Source organism: Paenarthrobacter sp. YJN-D (genome assembly GCF_015040335.1).
GTDB lineage: Bacteria > Actinomycetota > Actinomycetes > Actinomycetales > Micrococcaceae > Arthrobacter > Arthrobacter nicotinovorans.
Map to the genome: position 1 here is coordinate 1220732 of NZ_CP053549.1, position 16625 is coordinate 1237356.

Genomic DNA, 16625 nt, shown 5'->3' on the forward strand with positions numbered 1-16625 from the left:
CGGGTTACGACCGCCCGGTCTCCAGCAGCCGCTCCATCTGCTCACCGGCGTCACTGCCTGGTGCCGGGGTGTAAACCACAATGTGCAGGTCCGGCCGGTCCGACGGCGATACCTGGTGGTGCTCCAGCTGCAGCACTCCCACTGCGGGATGGTGGAAAAGGCGCTCTCGGGACTCAAAGCCAAGGATGTCGTAGCGGTCCCAGCTTTCCTGGAATTCCGGGCTGGCCTCCTTGAGTCGTTCCACCTGATAAGCGACATCCGGATCACCCAGCCGCTGACCCGTCTCTGCACGAAATTCGGCGAGGAACCTCTTGCTGGTGACGTCCCAGTCCGGGAGCAGGTCCCGGACGTAGGGGTCGGTGAAGACGAGCCACAAAAGGTTCCTGTCGGCGGCGTCGAAAGTTCCAATGTTCGGGTACAGCGCCTCGTAGGCGCGGTTCCACCCGGCCACGCCCCAGTCCGGTGAAAGCGCATACGAGGGATTGGGATCCAAGGCGTCCAACAGGCGCTGGACATGCGCCGGTGCATCGGCGGCAACCGGACCCTTGGGAATGGTGGAGGCGTATCCGCCCAAGGAGAGCACGTAGCCGAGCCCGGTATCCGAAAGGTGCAGGGCCCGTGCGATGGACTCAAGGACCTGCCGGGAAGGGCTGATGTCCCGGCCTTGTTCGAGCCAGGTGTACCAGGTGACGCTCACCCCGGACAGGAACGCGATCTCCTCCCGGCGCAGTCCGCGCTCGCGGGACCGCCCCACCGGGGGCAGCCCGTAGTCGGAGCGCAGGGCCTGGTTGCGGCGGGTCCTGAGGTAAAGCCCCAGTTCCTTGCGCCTCTCATCTTTCACACTGACAACACTATTACTCTGGTACTTTCACTACTAGTAGCAGCACCGTCTTCCAGGGGTAACAAAACCCCAGCAGGATGGTACTTATGCCTGCACTACGCTCACGAACAGTCACCCACGGCCGCAATATGGCCGGCGCCCGCGCACTGCTGCGCGCCTCCGGCGTCGCCAACACGGACATCGGCAAGCCGATCATTGCCGTGGCGAACTCCTTCACCGAGTTCGTCCCCGGTCACACCCACCTTGCCCCCGTGGGCCGGATCGTCTCGGACGCGATCCTCGCCGCCGGCGCAGTACCGCGCGAATTCAACACCATCGCCGTCGACGACGGCATCGCCATGGGCCACTCCGGGATGCTCTACTCCCTGCCGTCCCGCGACCTGATCGCCGACTCCGTTGAGTACATGGTCAACGCACACTGCGCGGACGCCCTCGTATGCATCTCCAACTGCGACAAGATCACTCCGGGCATGCTCATGGCAGCGCTGCGCCTGAACATCCCGGTGGTCTTCGTCTCCGGCGGTCCCATGGAGGCCGGCCGCGTGACCCTGACCGACGGTTCCGTGCGTTCCCTGGACCTGGTGAACGCCATCGCCGACGCCGTGGACGAATCCATCTCCGACGAGGACATCAACCTCATCGAAGAGAACGCCTGCCCCACCTGCGGTTCATGCTCGGGCATGTTCACGGCCAACTCCATGAACTGCCTCGCCGAGGCCATCGGCCTGGCCCTGCCGGGCAACGGCTCGGTCCTCGCGACCCACACCGCCCGCAAGGCGCTGTATGAGAAGGCCGGTGCCACCGTCGTCGAGCTCGTGAAGCGCTATTACGACGGCGACGACGACTCCGTGTTGCCGCGCTCCATCGCCACCGCTGAGGCCTTTGACAACGCCATGGCGCTGGACATCTCCATGGGCGGCTCCACCAACACCATCCTGCACCTGCTGGCTGCGGCCCAGGAAGCCGGCGTGGAGTACGGACTGGCCGAAATGGACGCCAAGTCCCGCCAGGTGCCCTGCCTGGCCAAGGTGGCCCCGAACGTCGCCGGAAACAAGACCTACTACATGGAAGACGTGCACCGCGCCGGTGGCATCCCCGCCCTGCTGGGTGAGCTGAACCGCGGCGGCCTCCTGCACAAGAACGTCCACTCAGTGCACTCCGCCGACCTCGAAGGCTGGCTGGACGACTGGGACATCCGCGGCGGCAAGGCAACGGAAGAGGCGCAGGCACTGTGGCACGCGGCTCCCGGCGGCGTCCGTTCCTCAACAGCGTTCTCGCAATCGAATGAGTGGACCTCCCTGGACACCGACGCCGAGGGTGGCTGCATCCGTTCCGTGGAGCACGCGTTCTCCAAGGACGGCGGCCTCGCTGTGCTGCGCGGCAACGTGGCGGTGGACGGTGCCGTGGTGAAGACCGCAGGCGTGGACGAGTCCATCTGGACCTTCGAGGGCCCTGCCGTTGTGTGCGAGTCGCAGGACGAAGCCGTGGAAATGATCCTGAACAAAACCATCAAGGAAGGCGACGTGGTGGTCATCCGCTACGAAGGCCCCCGCGGTGGCCCGGGCATGCAGGAAATGCTCTACCCGACGTCGTTCCTTAAGGGCCGGGGATTGGGCAAGAAGTGTGCCCTCATCACCGACGGTCGCTTCTCCGGCGGCACCTCCGGGCTGTCGATCGGGCACATTTCCCCGGAAGCTGCCTCCGGCGGCGCCATCGCCTTGGTGGAGAACGGTGACATCATCAGCATCGATATCACCCAGCGCTCGCTCCAGTTGCAGGTTTCGGACGAGATCCTCGCCGAACGCCGCGAGAAGCTCGAAGTCAACGGCGGGTATAAGCCCAAGAACCGCGACCGCCAGGTGTCGCCGGCTCTCCGCGCCTACGCGGCCATGGCACTCTCCGCTGACAAGGGCGCCGTCCGGGACGTCTCGCTGGTGGAAAACCTCTAAGGCCTAGCGCCGCGCCTTTTGCGCCCGGGCCGCCTGCCGCCGTCGTGCTTTTACAACGCACGACGGCGGCAGGCGGCCTTTTTCTGCTTAACTGCGGTTGATGCGTTATCCACATACACAGATTGGCGTGGTTACTGGGGATTGGGGCCGTGACAGGCTTGCTTTATGGGGATCGGAGGGCAGGTGGCTGAAGGGCAGGCGGAGTCTTCATCAGACTCCGCGGTGGACTGCCTCGAAGACGGTATTGATGCCCTGGATGGTGTGAGGGCGTCGATCCTTGCTCAAGCCTCGATGTTCGATTTCGGCGAGGCGAGCGCTTTCGCCGGCAGAGTCGAGGATATTGCCCGGACCGTGGAGTACCTTCAGCTCGTCGCAGCCCGGGCCGTGGAGCGAACCCGCAAGGAAGCCGGAACTGCCGCGGTGCTCGATGACGGGTACCGGAACGCTGGGGATTTCCTCCGTGCACGGCTGCGGATCACAGCCAAGGAAGCCCGGCGTCGCCTGGCCCTTGCGGACGCCGTCCTGCCCGGCGTCGGCATTGCCGGAGAGCCGGTCCCGCCGCAGCGCGAACAGCTGGCCTCCGCTGTGGCCGACGCACTGGTATCCGGCGGCTCGGCCACCCTGATCAGCACAGCACTGGACCGCGTCCATCTTCTGACCGATCAGGACACCATCACCAGGATGGAGAAGGACCTCACGTCCACAGCCATCCAGTCCGACACGGATTTCGTTTCCACGACGGCCCGCCGCTGGATGGATTTCATTGACCAAGACGGTGCCGAACCCACGGAAGAAGTGCTTCGGCAACTCCAAGGTGCGTTCATTCGAAAGCCACGCTTTGGCCTGAATCATCTCGAAATCTTCGCAACGGCCGAGCAATTCGAGACCCTCACCACCGTCATGAACGCCGCCACGAACCCCCGCCTCGTTGAGGGCGGGGTGCGCAATACTGGCAGTTCTGGCGGCCCGGGAGGGAGAAATGGCCCAAGCCGCACGGCTGTCCATACCACCCAGCGCGGCGCGGACACCAGGGGTCGGAGTTCAGCCGCCCAGGTCCGCACCCCAGAGGGCAGGGTAGCCGCCACCGTTCGCATGGAGCCCGCGAACGGGAGGAACCCGATTCCGGAACCGGGTCGCCGCTCCCGCGCCCAGAAACTCCTCGACGGTCTGGTCGGTGGCTGCGCGTTGGCCCTGAGAACCGGTCAGCTACCAGCCAATGGCGGCTTGAAACCCCAAGTCATGGTCACCATCGACTACCGGGATCTCTTTGACCAGCTCCAGAGCCACGCTGCCAATCAACAAACCGGCAACCCTGTGGGCACCGGTGAAACCGACCCGGGCACAAGAGCGGCAGGCAACGGCACAACAGGCACAGGCGGCCTGCGACCCAGGCTCAGCAGCGCGGTATCAACCTTCCAAGGACCCATCCACCCGAACGTCATCCGGAAGATCGCCTGCGACGCCGATATCCTCCCGGTCTTGCTCGGCACCGAAGGCCAGGTCCTCGGAATTGGCCGGACCAGCCGGATCTTCCCGCCCCACATCCGCAAGGCCCTCCAGGCCCGCGACCAAGGATGTGCTTTCCCGGACTGCACCATGCCGGCGCCTTGGTGCGAAGCCCACCACATCACCTACTGGTCGCAAGGTGGCCCCACCAACACCGACAACGGCGTGCTCTTGTGCTCACACCATCATCACGTCATCCACAAGGAACAGTGGATGATTGCGAGCAGAAACGGCATCCCGTGGTTCATCCCGCCGGCGCACGTCGATCCCAGCCAAGCCGCCCGACGGAACCATCACCACGCACCGCTGCGGACATAGACCGCCAGCCTTCACGGCCATGGCGGGCGACTGTCAAAGGCGGCCTACCGATAGAGCTCGGCCAGCAATGCAACCACAGCCTGCTGATCCTGGGGCGGGTCGTTCTTCAGCCACGCCACGTACACCGGAACCATGGGTGCGTCACGCACCGGCCGGTAGGCGACTCCCCGGCGTCGATATTGATGTGCCGTGGAGGCTGCAGTGATGCCCCGCGCGGCCCCGCTGCCGATCACGGTCAGCCAATCGTCGATGTCGTGGATAGGGATAACCTCCGGGGGCTTACCCTGCTCCGGCCATAGGTCCAGTGTTGTGCTGCCTGTGCGCAGGTCCATTGCCACGGGCAATGTGGCGATTTGCGCCAAAGACACTGACCTCCTTGGGGCCAGCGGATCGTCAGTGGACATGGCGCAGTAGCGCTTTTCCTCCCCGACGCGCACATGCTCGACGGCGGCGGCCTGCGGGAGTCGTCGAAGGATTGCGTAATCGGTGGTTCCATCCAGCAGGCCGCCGCTTGGGGTGTTGGAACGGGTGAGTTGAAGCCCGGTGTGCGGGAAGCGCAATTTCCAGCGGTGTTGGAATTCGGTTGTGTGCTCACCCAGAGCCGACCACGCGTAACCCATGCGGATCTGCCCCGTTCCGGCCCGGGCATCCCGTTCAAGATCGGCCAGGAGCGCGATGATCCTGCGGGCCTTGCCCAGTGCGCGCTCACCGGCGGCTGTCAGCCCCACGCTGCGGGTGGTTCGCTCCACGATGCGTGTCCCCAGTGCTTGCTCAAGGGCTGCGATGCTTCGCGACACGGCGGCCTGGGACATTCGAAGCTCGATGGCGGCGTCGGTGAACGTGCCTTGCTCCACTACCGCGATAAGACAGCGCAATTGGCGCAGTTCCACGTCCATGTCCTCATCTTATTCATGCACGCAGCGCATAAATACGCCAATTCATGCATTTAGCCCCTGAACCCCCGGCGTGCAGAATCTCCTCATGGAACAGACCAACGCCGCAGCGGGCAAGGCCGGGGGAGCCGCAACCCTTGTCGCCAGTGCGCTCTCCAACCAACTGGGGGCCGCCAGCGGTTCGCTCGCTTTTCCTGCCATGGGACCTGTGGGCGTCGTTGCTGTTCGACAACTTGTGGCCGCGGCTGTCCTGCTTCCGGTCGTGCGGCCGAGGCTGCGCGAGTTGAACTGGCACCAATGGTGGCCGGTGCTTCTCCTGGCCGTGTCGTTTGGGACCATGAACCTCGGGCTCTATGCATCCATTCAGCGCATTGGCCTGGGGCTGGCAGTGACGCTGGAGTTCCTGGGCCCGCTGGCCGTGGCCCTTGCGGGTTCCCGAGGGAAGGGAAGTGCCCTGTGCGCGCTCGCCGCCGCAGTGGGCGTTGTGGCGATCACCGGTCCGGAGGCGTCCACAGATCTTCCCGGCATCAGCTTTGGACTAATTGCCGCGTGCAGTTGGGCTGCGTACATCCTCCTGAACCGGATAGTGGGCCAACGAATCCAAGGAATCCAGGGCACAGCGGCCGCCACGGGGGTGTCGGCGACCCTCTTCCTGCCGGTTGCCGTCGTAGTTTTCCTGACCCAACCCATCGATGGCTTTGCGGTGCTCTGTGCCGTGGGTGCCGGCATCATGGCTTCAGTGCTGCCATATGTGGCGGATCTGATCGCGCTGCGGAGGGTTCCGGCGAATCTGTTCGGCGTGCTGATGAGCATCAACCCCGTTTTCGCGGCCGTCATCGGAGCCCTCATTCTGCGTCAGGAACTTGCACCAGCGCAGTGGGCGGGAATCGTCCTGATCGTCGGAGCCAACGCAGGAGTGCTGTTGCTGGGCCGAGTGAAACGGTAGCTACGACGGGGCATCCCCAGAGGACCCCCGCACCTGCAGCTGCGACGGAACCTGGTGCAGGCGGGCAGGAAGTTCCGGGGCTGTGAGCCGCTCAAGGATGAACTTCCCGGCTTCCACCCCCACGGCGAGATTGCCGTTGTCCACGGAGGTCAGCGACAGATGCCGGATCCTCGCGAGGTAGGTGTTGTCGTAGCCAACCAGCGAGAGATCCTCGGGCACGGACAGTCCAAGGTCGTCGGCCGCGGAGAGTGCCCCGATGCATGCGATGTCGTTGTAGGCGAAGATCGCGGTCGGCCGTTGGGGTCCGGCCAGGAGACGGCTCGCGGCAGCATAGGCACTCTCCTCGCTCACCCCGCCCGTTACCACCAAAGGTTCCAACCCGGCGTCGAGCATGGTCCGTTCGAATGACAACCGTCGCAACTTGCCGACTTCGCCCGGGCCTTGAAGATGCGCAATGCGCTGATGCCCCAGTGAGAGCAGGTGCCCGGTCGCTTGCCGCGCGCCGGCGTCGTCGTCATTGACCACGATGTCAACGCCGGGAAGTTCCGGTTCGCGCGTCCCGGCCAGGACCACAGGGATGTTTCGTGAGGCGTTTTCGATCGCAGCCGATTCCGTGGTGGTTCCTACCACTACCAGGCCGTCGATCCGCTGCTCCAGCAGGGTTTCCACGGAACTGCGGCCTACGCGGTTGTCGGTGTAGGAGTCAGCCAGGACCGGTGAGATGCCGGCCGCGTGCAGTGACGCGGTGAGCCCTTCCAGCAGTTCCACAAACCATGGGTTCCGGATGTCATTAAGCATCACCCCGATGGTGCCACTGCGCGGTCCGGAGAGGCGTTGGGCCAGTCGGTTGGGCCGGTAACCGAGCTGTTCCATCGCTTCGAGGACCGCGCGACGGCGCCCGTCGCTGACATTGGCAGAGCCCTGCAGGACCAGGGAGACCAAGGATTTCGAGACGCCCGCGGCGCTGGCGACATCGCGGATGGTGGGCTTGCTTCCGGGCAGGCTGGACGCGTCAGTCACGCATGTCTCCTTTCACTCCGGCAGATCCCATCCAAGCTTAGAGGGCTTGACGCCTTCGCCTCCCCACCGCCATTATGGACCGGTCCAAGTAAATTCCAAAGAGAGTCCTTGAGGATTTTTCATGAGTGAACCACATACCCGGCAACTGATAGCCGGCATGGTCGGAGGCGGCAAAGGCGCCGACATCGGCAAGACCCACCGCTTCGCCATGAGGCTTGACGGCCATTACGACCTCCAGGCCGGAATCTTCGGGCGGGATCCGAGCAGTTCCCGTGCCATCGGTGCCGGACTCGGTGTGCCGGCGGACCGCAATTATGGGGACGTCCGCGAAATGGCTGAGGCCGAGGCCGTTCGCGAAGACGGTGTGGACGTCGTGGTGGTGGCGACGCCCAACGACAGCCACTTCGAGATCGCCCGCACGTTCCTCAGCAGCGGCATTTCTGTGGTCTGCGAGAAGCCGCTCACGCAGGACTCGGTTTCCGCCGCCGAACTCGTACGCATCGCCGCCGCCAATGACGCCATCCTTGCGGTGCCGCACTGCTATTCCGCCTACGCCATGGTTCGCCAGGCTGCCCGCATGGTCCGCAACGGGGAGCTGGGCGCCATACGCTTTGTCGACGTCGAACATGCTTCCGGATGGGCGGCCACCCCGCTGGAAAACGAGGGCCACAAGCAGGCTTCGTGGCGCACCAATCCGGACATTGCGGGCTTTCCGAGCGTCGTGGGCGACCTCGGCACGCACGCCTTCCACCTGTTGCGCTACATCACGGGACTGGAAGCCCAGCGTCTCTCCGGCCGGCTGCAGACGTTGGTGCCAGGGCGCCGGGTCTTCGACAACGCCACCGTGGAACTCGAACTGACCGGCGATGTCCCGGCCCGCGTCTGGGCAAGCATGGCCGCCACTGGCCACAACCATGGACTCCGCATCCGCGTCTACGGGGAGAAGGGCAGCCTGGAGTGGCAGCATGAAGACCCCCATTACCTCAAGGTCCAGGATCCGGCAGGAGCCACTACCGTCCTCACACAGGGGCTCAGCACCCTGCACGACGACGCGTCCCGGCTCACCCGCGTCGGCCTCGGCCATCCGGAGGGCTTCCTTGGGGCCTTCGCAAACTTTTATTCCGACCTCGCCGAGGTCCTCCGCGCACGCCGCGACTCCACGCCGCTCCCGGAACGCGGGCTGTCTTTCCCTACCGGGATCGATGGATTGATCGGCGTCCAGTTCGTGGAAGCAGTCGCAGCCTCGCACCACGACGATTCCGCGTGGATAATCCCCGCATCAGCACACCAGAAAGCAGCAGCCTGACATGATCCGCTTCGCACTCATTGGTGCCGGTTTCATCGGCACCGTCCACGCGGCAAACCTCGCCGCACATCCCGGGGTCGAGTTCCGGCTCGTTTACGACGTCGACCAGCGGCGCGCGCAAACCCTCGCCGCGGCCCACGGTGCTGCCGTCGCCGGGGTGTTGGAGGAGGTGTTCGACCCATCCCTGATCGACGCTGTCTTCATCGCCTCCTCCACCGACACACACGCCGGGCACTTGCAGCGCGCGGCCGCCGTCGGAATTGCAGCCCTGTGCGAGAAGCCGATCGACCTGGACCTGGACCGCGCCCGCGAAACCGCCACATTCGTGCAGGAATGCGGCGTCCCCGTGATGGTGGATTTCAACCGCCGGTTCGACCGCGACTACGCCGAACTCAAACGTGTGGTCGATTCCGGCGGGATCGGCACGGTGGAACTGATCCAACTCACCTCCCGTGGCCCATCCATGCCCCCGTTGTCCTACGTCGCCGTCTCCGGCGGCCAGATGCGCGACCAGACTGTCCACTTCTTCGACTTGGCCCGCTGGCTTTCCAACGTGGATCCGGTGGAGGTTTTCGCCACTGGATCAGCGTTGGCGGAACCCGGCGTGGCGGATCACGACGACGTCGACACCTCCGCCGTCACGTTGCGGCTCCCCGGAGGGGCGTTGGTCCAGATCGACAGTGTGCGCCGCACCGGTTACGGGTACGACGAACGCATCGAGGTCATGGGTTCCGAGGGAATGGTGGAAGCCAGACGACACCGGAACGGGGCAGTGTCCCGCTACTCCGGCACGTCAGTGGTGGACGACGGGCTGCACCCCGGCTGGTTCGAACGCGTGCAACCGACGTATGCCTCGGCCCTTTCGGCGTTCGTTTCTGCGCTGGAAAGCGGCGTGGCTCCCGCGCCGTCGCTGGAAGACGGGCTGAAGGCCCAAGCCATCGCCGAGGCTGCTGTGCTTTCCTTGCGCTCCGGCCGCATGGAGCCAGTCAAGTACTGACCCGGACGGGTAGCAACGGTGCAAGCAGCAGCGCGCGTTGTGGGCGGGCGGTTCCTGTGCCCATAACGCGCGCTGCTGGGACTCAGTTGGGAGAGAACGCGGCACGGAAGGCGGCCAGGGCGGCATCGCCCGCGTCTATTCCCTGGCCACCGATCGCGCCGGCTTCCATGCCGACCACACCCGTATAGCCGGCCTCGTTGAGAGCCTTCGCGATCGCCGGATAGTTGATCTCGCCGGTTCCGGGTTCGAAGCGCCCGGGCACGTCGGCTACCTGGATCTCGCCGGTGAATGGCTGCGCCGCACGGACGAGCTCGATCAGGTTCCCCTCGCCGATTTGCGCGTGATACAGATCCAGCATCATCTTCACGTTGGGATGATTGACGGCCTGCACCAGGGCCAGGGTGTCCTTGGCTCTGGCCAGCGGAATGCCCGGGTGGTCCAGGATCGTGTTGAGGTTCTCCAAGGCGAACGTGATGCCGTGTTTTTCGCCCAGTTCGCCAAGTTTTTCCAGAGTCCGGAGCCCTGTCAGCCACATGTCGCCCGTTGAGCGGTGGGTGGGCCTCACGGCCCTTCCTCCCTCGCCGAGTTCGGCAGGATGGACCACCATGCGCTCCACGCCCAGTTCCAGCGCAGTGGGAACCAGCTTTTCTGCCGACGCAAGGACCTCGTGGGCATTGGCGGCGTCGATGACGCTGCCCCCGAAGTATCCGCTCATGGAGGAGAACGATGCCCCGGTGGCGGCCAAAGCCGGAATGTCCCGGCCTCGGGTGTCCCATAGCTCTACCTCGAAGCCTTGCTCGTGGATCCGACGAACCCGGTCAATCAGGGGCAGTTCGCCGTAGACCATTTCCGCGCAGACGGCCAGGCGGAAGCTCATGCGGGGACCCCGGCCGGGGCGGGCTGCACAGCGGGCTCTGCGGCCTGCAGTTCCGCGATGTCCGAAATCTCCACGGGCAAGCCTGTTTCCGCGGACCTGAAGGCGGCCAGTGCTACGGCCAACGCGTTCCGTGCGTCCACCCCACCCGGAGCTGCCACGGGGGCCGGCGGGACGGCCGCCGTCGTGCGTTGCTCCGGGTATCCGCGGCGTGCCGCGACGTCGTCCGCGAAGGCCGCGAGCTCGGCGGTGTAGGCGTCGTGGAAGAGGTGGATGTTCAGGTGCGAAGTCTCCGTGACGATGCCTGCGGCGGTGTAGCTGGTGGCGTTGGTGGCCTGCGGTGTTCCGGCGGTGACCATGCCTGCGGAGCCGAACACTTCGCCGCGGACATCGTAGCCGTAGAGCGCATTGAAGTTCGCTTCGGCCACAGCGATGGCGCCATTGCTGTACGTGACGGTCACGACGGCGGTGTCCAGCAGGCCGCCCGACCTCGCCTCGGGCGCTACCAGGGCATCAGCGACCGCGTGGACTTTGACCGGGACGGCCCCGGGGTTGAGCCAGTTGAGGGTGTCGAAGTCGTGGATGAGGGTTTCCAGGAAGATCGTGCCTGGAGCAATGCGCTCCGGGTTGCTGATTCCGGCTTCGGTTCCGGGGTCCCGGGTGAGGGAGCGCAGCAGCTGCGGTGTGCCTACGGCGCCGTCGTCCACCAGTTTGCGGGCGGCTGCGAAATCGCTGGAGTAACGGCGGTTGAAGCCAAACCGGAGAACGACGCCGGCGCTCGCGGCGGCATCGATGGCGGCGTCGAGTTCATCGATGGTCCGCCCGCCGGGCTTTTCGCAGAAAACATCCTTGCCGGCTGACGCTGCGGCTGTGATCAGCCCGGCGTGGAAACGCATGGGAGAGGCGATGAGGACAGCATCAACCTCCGGGTCGGCCAGCACATCGGCGGCGTCCGTACTGATTTTGGCCACGCCAAGCTTGTTTGCGAGTTCTTCGACGGCGGGCAGGACGGGGTCGGCGATTGATTCCAGGCGTGCGTTCGGAATGCGGCGGGCTATGGTCTCGGCGTGGAATTTGCCGATCCAGCCAGCGCCGATGAGGGCGATGCGGACAGGCTGCTCTGCCTGGACCGGGTGCTGGAGATACGTCATTGGGGCTCCTCTTCAGATTTCTAGATCGTTCTAGTCGCTCCCATGGTTGCATGCTGTGTGAGTGCGTGTCTAGATCGTTCTAGTGGGTTTCTTGGGAGGCCGTAAAGATGGCGTCGGATTCGGAGAGACGCCCAAAAAGAGGTCTAAGGGGTCCCGGACTTCAAACAAAAAACCTCTTCCCGGAAATAATCTTCGGAACTCCGCGTCATGTTTGAGGGACTCGGACTACATATCCAGTGCCCATGTCATTGACCGCGTTTCGCGCCGTTGCCCTTTTCGGCTGCGTCGCGTGTCATCGGCACAGTAGGCAGCGATGGGTGTGGCGGGTTCTGGGGCCCGCCCGGGGCGCCATCGTTGCATGAACGGGCTAGTGCGGTCGGTCGTCTGAGTCGCGACCGACCGCACGACTCGTTCGAAGCCCGGCGGTTGGATCGTTCTATAGACTGGCTCCCGAACAGAGGAGCGCCATGACGGGCAAACGGCCTACGTTGATGGACGTAGCGGAAGCAGCAGGTGTATCACGCGCCCTCGTTTCCATCGTCATGCGGGATGTTCCAGGCGCATCGGACGCCACCCGGGCAAAAGTGCAGGAAGCTGCCCGGGCACTTGGCTACAGGCCGGACAGTCGTGCCCGCCTGCTCCGAAGCAGCCGCACGAGGCTCCTTGGCGTCAGTTTCTCCACTGCCCATGCTTTTCACGCCGAAATCGTTGATGCCGCCTACGCCGGAGCCACACTGCGGGGCTACGATATCGCGCTCAGTGCGGTGGCCAACGGACGGTCCGAAGAACGTGCAGCGGACTCGCTGCTGGATCTCGGATGCGAAGCCCTGATCATGATTTCCCCGACCCTCGAAGAACAGCAGTTGGCCGAATACGCGGCCCGGGTGCCTGTAGTCAGCCTGCTCCGGGACGACGTTGGGGACTCCGTGGACTCCGTGAGCAGCGACGACCGGGCCGGCATGCACCTCGCGATCGAGCACTTGACCTCGCTGGGCCACCGCAGCATAGCCCACGTTGACGGCGGTGAGGCCATCTCCGGTCCGCAGCGCAGGGCGGCCTTCCGGGAAGAAATGGAGCGCCGCGGACTGGATGGCCGCGTAGTCCCGGGTGGCCCCACGGAAGAAGACGGTTTGCGCGCCGGACGGAAGCTGCAGGAGGAGCTGCCCACCGCCGTCGTGGCTTTCAACGACCGCTGCGCCCTGGGCGTCTGGGAGAGCTTCAAGGCTGCTGGCCTTCGCGTGCCGGAAGACGTGTCCGTCCTTGGCTACGACGACAGTCAATTTGCACGTCTCAGCTACGTCCAGCTGTCCTCCGTCAGCCAGGACGCGCCGCTCCTGGCGCAGGCCGCAGTGGACCGCGCCGTCGACCGTTTGGAGGGGACGACGCCGGCCACCCACCTGGTGCGGACACCGCACCTGGTGGCGCGCCGCACCACAGGGCCCGTGCCTGGGTAAGGCCCGCGGCAGGACCGGGCTACCGCGCTAAACGGAGTCGGACTGTGAGTCCGCGGATTCGGAAACGGCCGGCGTCAAGGGATTGTCGATCTCGTCAGTCATCATGTGCGCTGCGAAGACGGCCACGAACGCCATGAACGGGCACACCAGTCCGGCCACCAGGAAGATCAGCCAGATGGGAACCACCTCGGCCACGGGACCGGCGAGGGCCATGGACACAGGCATCAGGGCCAGGGAGACAAAGAAGTCCAGGCTCGAAATCCGGCCCAGTAAATGCCGTGGGACCCTTCGCTGCAGGAGTGTGCCCCAGATGACCGTTCCCATGCCCTCGGTGACTCCGAAGATCAGCATCGCACCTCCGAGCAGCCACACGCTGTCCATGAAACCAATGGCTGCGACGGGCAGGCTTCCGAGGCCCCATGTCACTACCATCACTGTCAGGTAGCGGCGGGGGAGGGGGAAAGAAGCGGTGGCCAGCGCGGCGACGGCACTCCCCACGCCCATGACCGCCAGCAGGAAACCAAACATCCTTGAATCGCCACCGAGCTGGTCCCGGACGACGAAGGGCAGCAGGACCTCAATCGGCCCGATCAGGAACAACACGGACAGGCACGCCCACAGCAGTGTCCACAGCAGCCAAGGGGTGCGGACGGTGTAGCTGAACCCTTCTCGGAGGTCCCTCAGGAAGGACCTCCCAGCCGACGCGTCGGAGAACGCCACGCCGGCATCGGGGCCGCCCAAAGTATGTCTGTTGAGGAAGTTCAGGATCCCGAAGGCCAGGAAATGGCATGCAGCAACCCCGGCAACGGCGTGCGCCGGTGAAAATGCCGCCACCAGGATGCCCGCAATCGCCGGACCGGCCGCTTGCTGGAGGATCGGCCGGACGGTACCTTCCATCCCGTTGGCCGCGAGGAGGTCCTCTGCCGGCAGGATGCGCGGAAGGATCGCCGAATATGCCGGAAAGAAAAAGGCCTGCCCCACGCCCAGGACGAACGCACCGAGGGCCAGATGCCAGAGTTGCAGGACATTGAGCATCGCCAGCAACGTCACCGTGGCGATCACAGCCAGATTGGCCCCCTCCACGCCGATGATGAGCAGCCGCTGGGGAAAGCGGTCGGCGGCGATGCCACCTGCCAGCACAAATCCCACCAGTCCGATGCTGGCGGCAGTGGCCACCAACGACAATTCCAGCGGGCCGCCTCCCAGATGGATGACCTCGTAGACCATCGCCACGGCCCACATGCCGGATCCGAAAATGGAAATCGACAAAGCAGAGATCAACACCCGGAATTCCCGGTGTGCAAAGGGGCGCAGCGCTCTCAGGGCGGCCATTTCACCAGCCTAAACCTGTGTCGGGACGCTGCGTAAGGCGGTCCAGCCGCCGGCGAGGGGAGACGTCAGGTCAAGAAGCGCCCGACGGCGGGACGTCGTCGTCGATGTCCGGACCCTCCGCCGGCTCCTGGCTGTGCAGGCCGGTGTCGTGCGGAACCCAGCCTTCGGTTTCACCCTCTGCCGGGGCGTCGGTGTGGTGCCGGTCGAGGTGCTCGTTCTTGTCCGGGGCGGTCATGACGGATACTCCCTGTCCTTCTTGGACTGCTTCCGTGAGTGAACTCAGTCTACGCCGCGGAAGCCTGAAAACGGGGTCCGCTCTGCGCGGAATAGTATCCACAAACGGCCCAAAACGGCCCATGCAACGTTGGAGTGTGGCATAGGCTGAAACCATCAGTTCCCTGAACAATCAGAGCTGCCAAGGAGAGGTGAACATGCCCAAGCGACCCAACCCGGCGGTGAAAATCGCCCAGGAGACAGCACACAACGCAGTCTTCGATGCCGAAGGCAACACCAAGCCAGGAGTGCACAACGTGCTCCTGAAGGCAGTGGAGGTCCAGCGTCCCCTAGTCCTGGCGAACCTTCGCAGGCTTCAGAGAAGGCACCCCAACGATTCCCCGGCGCAGCTTGCCGCCAAACTCGAGCGCCACTACCTGTTCGCCATTTCAGGTGGCGGTGCAGCGGTGGGCGCCACCGCCGTCGTGCCTGGAATTGGAACTGCGGCATCGCTGGGACTCTCAGCCCTGGCGACCGTGGGTTTCCTGGAAACCACCGCGCTGTACGCGTCGTCCTTGGCAGAACTCCATGGCATCCGGCTCACTGACCCTGTCCGGGCCCAGACCATGGTCATGGCCATCATGTTGGGTGAAGAAGGCACGTCCATGCTCGGCGCGCTCAGCGGGCATTCACTGGGGCGGGGAATGGGCGTCACAAATGCCTGGGGGAAAACCCTGACCAAGAAGATCCCGGGCAGCGGCTTTGGAGTCGTCCGGGACGCCATCCAGCGGGCGTTCCTCAAGAACCTGATAAAGCGGCAAGGGTCTGCGTTCCTTGGCCGCGCACTGCCGTTTGGCATTGGCGCAGTGGTGGGCGGTGCCGGAAACATGATGATGGGGCGGGCCGTGGTGTCAACTGCCAAGGAAGCATTTGGCCCCTTGCCGGACACCATTCCAGGTGAACTGCTTCCCAACGCACCCAAAAACATTGCCGGGAAATCGACCCCTGCGGAGAACCCGATACTGGAAGGCGGCAATAGTGGATCTGAACGCTGATCTGGGGGAGTCTTTCGGCTCCTGGACCATGGGCGACGACGCCTCGATGTTCCGCATCGTGAGCAGCGCGAATGTCGCTTGCGGATTCCATGCCGGCGACCCCCTCACCATGCTGGACAGCTGCCGTGCGGCGTTTGAACTCGATGTGCGCGTAGGAGCGCACGTCGGATACCGGGACCTGGCAGGGTTCGGCCGGCGTTCCCTGGACATGACCTTCGACGAACTGTTCGGCGATGTGCTGTACCAGCTGGGAGCCCTGGACGGCATGGCCCACGCGGTAGGAGCCTCGGTGGACTACGTGAAGCCGCATGGCGCCCTGTACAACAGAATCGTCCGGGACGCCGAGCAGGCCGAGGCCGTGGTCGCGGCCGTCCACGCCTACGATCCCGGGCTTCCCGTATTGGGCCTGCCGGACTCGGCCTGGATCACCCTGGCCGAGGAAGCAGGACACCCTGTCTTCCGCGAAGCGTTCGTGGACCGGGCGTACTTGCCGGACGGAACGCTGGTTCCCCGCACGCAGGAAGGCGCCGTGCTGCACGACACCGCTGCGGTCGTGGCACAGGCCGTGCGGCTGGCAACACGTCGGGAAGTAGTGGCCATTGACGGCTCGGTTGTGCCTGTCCAAGCGGATTCGCTGTGCATCCACGGCGATACGCCGGGAGCGGTAACGATGGCGACCGCGGTTCGCGAGGGCCTTGAAAGCGCCGGCGTGGGCATTGAGGCGTTCGCCTGATTCTGGTTGGACGGCAGAATTCATGGGTTGGGAGGTT

The 16625-nt window shown here is 64.8% G+C and carries 15 protein-coding genes; 8 read left to right on the plus strand and 7 right to left on the minus strand.

The features are described from left to right. Window positions 1-4 precede the first annotated feature (4 nt). A complete protein-coding gene (locus HMI60_RS05785) occupies window positions 5-841 on the minus strand; it encodes a helix-turn-helix transcriptional regulator (RefSeq protein ID WP_064723575.1) in 837 nt (278 codons plus the stop codon). Window positions 842-927: 86 nt separating this feature from the next. Here HMI60_RS05785 and ilvD point away from each other — a divergent pair, with 86 nt between their 5' ends. After that, the gene (gene ilvD / locus HMI60_RS05790; protein ID WP_079582355.1) at window positions 928-2790 is read left to right on the plus strand and encodes a dihydroxy-acid dehydratase; all 1863 of its coding nucleotides are present in this window, start codon (window positions 928-930) and stop codon (window positions 2788-2790) included. Window positions 2791-2955: 165 nt separating this feature from the next. Beyond that, the gene (locus HMI60_RS05795) at window positions 2956-4614 is read left to right on the plus strand and encodes an HNH endonuclease signature motif containing protein (RefSeq protein WP_193590726.1); all 1659 of its coding nucleotides are present in this window, start codon (window positions 2956-2958) and stop codon (window positions 4612-4614) included. Window positions 4615-4658: 44 nt separating this feature from the next. Here HMI60_RS05795 and HMI60_RS05800 read toward each other — a convergent pair whose 3' ends face one another. Further along, window positions 4659-5510: a LysR family transcriptional regulator gene (locus HMI60_RS05800; protein WP_193590727.1), complete on the minus strand. Its 852-nt coding sequence runs from the start codon at window positions 5508-5510 to the stop codon at window positions 4659-4661. 85 nt (window positions 5511-5595) lie between these two features. Between HMI60_RS05800 and HMI60_RS05805 the strand changes: the two genes are divergently transcribed. Further along, window positions 5596-6453: a DMT family transporter gene (locus HMI60_RS05805; protein ID WP_193590728.1), complete on the plus strand. Its 858-nt coding sequence runs from the start codon at window positions 5596-5598 to the stop codon at window positions 6451-6453. Here the strand turns inward: HMI60_RS05805 and HMI60_RS05810 are convergent, their stop codons facing one another. Next, entirely contained in the window at window positions 6454-7473 is a 1020-nt protein-coding gene (locus tag HMI60_RS05810; protein WP_039239346.1) for a LacI family DNA-binding transcriptional regulator, read from the minus strand. It lies immediately after the preceding gene. Between the two features lie 121 nt (window positions 7474-7594). Here HMI60_RS05810 and HMI60_RS05815 point away from each other — a divergent pair, with 121 nt between their 5' ends. Together HMI60_RS05815 and HMI60_RS05820 are read left to right on the plus strand one after the other, a co-directional pair. After that, window positions 7595-8779 carry a Gfo/Idh/MocA family protein gene (locus HMI60_RS05815; RefSeq protein ID WP_193590729.1) on the plus strand — a complete coding sequence of 395 codons (1185 nt, stop codon included), beginning with the start codon at window positions 7595-7597 and terminating at the stop codon, window positions 8777-8779. A 1-nt stretch (window position 8780) separates the two neighbouring features. Further along, entirely contained in the window at window positions 8781-9776 is a 996-nt protein-coding gene (locus HMI60_RS05820; RefSeq protein WP_064723580.1) for a Gfo/Idh/MocA family oxidoreductase, read from the plus strand. 82 nt (window positions 9777-9858) lie between these two features. On the opposite strand, the gene HMI60_RS05825 is transcribed toward HMI60_RS05820, so the two are convergent. Both HMI60_RS05825 and HMI60_RS05830 read right to left on the minus strand, forming a co-directional pair. Next, window positions 9859-10653: a TIM barrel protein gene (locus HMI60_RS05825; protein ID WP_193590730.1), complete on the minus strand. Its 795-nt coding sequence runs from the start codon at window positions 10651-10653 to the stop codon at window positions 9859-9861. After that, entirely contained in the window at window positions 10650-11801 is a 1152-nt protein-coding gene (locus tag HMI60_RS05830; RefSeq protein ID WP_193590731.1) for a Gfo/Idh/MocA family oxidoreductase, read from the minus strand. Before HMI60_RS05830 ends, HMI60_RS05825 begins: the two co-directional genes overlap by 4 nt. Before the next feature lie 467 nt (window positions 11802-12268). Between HMI60_RS05830 and HMI60_RS05835 the strand changes: the two genes are divergently transcribed. Then, on the plus strand, window positions 12269-13255 hold the full coding sequence (locus HMI60_RS05835; protein WP_193590732.1) for a LacI family DNA-binding transcriptional regulator: 987 nt from the start codon (window positions 12269-12271) through the stop codon (window positions 13253-13255). Window positions 13256-13282: 27 nt separating this feature from the next. Here the strand turns inward: HMI60_RS05835 and HMI60_RS05840 are convergent, their stop codons facing one another. Both HMI60_RS05840 and HMI60_RS05845 read right to left on the minus strand, forming a co-directional pair. Continuing rightward, a complete protein-coding gene (locus tag HMI60_RS05840) occupies window positions 13283-14587 on the minus strand; it encodes an MFS transporter (protein WP_193590733.1) in 1305 nt (434 codons plus the stop codon). 70 nt (window positions 14588-14657) lie between these two features. Then, window positions 14658-14822, minus strand: coding sequence for a hypothetical protein (locus tag HMI60_RS05845; protein ID WP_018778892.1), 165 nt, complete (start codon window positions 14820-14822; stop codon window positions 14658-14660). Window positions 14823-15018: 196 nt separating this feature from the next. Here HMI60_RS05845 and HMI60_RS05850 point away from each other — a divergent pair, with 196 nt between their 5' ends. Beyond that, a complete protein-coding gene (locus HMI60_RS05850; protein ID WP_055977383.1) occupies window positions 15019-15855 on the plus strand; it encodes a hypothetical protein in 837 nt (278 codons plus the stop codon). Continuing rightward, entirely contained in the window at window positions 15839-16588 is a 750-nt protein-coding gene (locus tag HMI60_RS05855; RefSeq protein WP_018778890.1) for a LamB/YcsF family protein, read from the plus strand. The genes HMI60_RS05850 and HMI60_RS05855 overlap by 17 nt, the downstream gene beginning before the upstream one ends. Window positions 16589-16625 lie beyond the last annotated feature (37 nt).

Excerpts from the sequence above, each read along its gene's own strand:
- ilvD (WP_079582355.1), top strand. The coding sequence starts at position 928 with ATGCCTGCACTACGCTCACGAACAGTCACCCACGGCCGCAATATGGCC.
- HMI60_RS05795 (WP_193590726.1), top strand. The coding sequence starts at position 2,956 with ATGGGGATCGGAGGGCAGGTGGCTGAAGGGCAGGCGGAGTCTTCATCA.
- HMI60_RS05800 (WP_193590727.1), bottom strand. The coding sequence starts at position 5,510 with ATGGACGTGGAACTGCGCCAATTGCGCTGTCTTATCGCGGTAGTGGAG.
- HMI60_RS05805 (WP_193590728.1), top strand. The coding sequence starts at position 5,596 with ATGGAACAGACCAACGCCGCAGCGGGCAAGGCCGGGGGAGCCGCAACC.
- HMI60_RS05815 (WP_193590729.1), top strand. The coding sequence starts at position 7,595 with ATGAGTGAACCACATACCCGGCAACTGATAGCCGGCATGGTCGGAGGC.
- HMI60_RS05820 (WP_064723580.1), top strand. The coding sequence starts at position 8,781 with ATGATCCGCTTCGCACTCATTGGTGCCGGTTTCATCGGCACCGTCCAC.
- HMI60_RS05825 (WP_193590730.1), bottom strand. The coding sequence starts at position 10,653 with ATGAGCTTCCGCCTGGCCGTCTGCGCGGAAATGGTCTACGGCGAACTG.
- HMI60_RS05830 (WP_193590731.1), bottom strand. The coding sequence starts at position 11,801 with ATGACGTATCTCCAGCACCCGGTCCAGGCAGAGCAGCCTGTCCGCATC.
- HMI60_RS05835 (WP_193590732.1), top strand. The coding sequence starts at position 12,269 with ATGACGGGCAAACGGCCTACGTTGATGGACGTAGCGGAAGCAGCAGGT.
- HMI60_RS05840 (WP_193590733.1), bottom strand. The coding sequence starts at position 14,587 with ATGGCCGCCCTGAGAGCGCTGCGCCCCTTTGCACACCGGGAATTCCGG.
- HMI60_RS05845 (WP_018778892.1), bottom strand. The coding sequence starts at position 14,822 with ATGACCGCCCCGGACAAGAACGAGCACCTCGACCGGCACCACACCGAC.
- HMI60_RS05850 (WP_055977383.1), top strand. The coding sequence starts at position 15,019 with ATGCCCAAGCGACCCAACCCGGCGGTGAAAATCGCCCAGGAGACAGCA.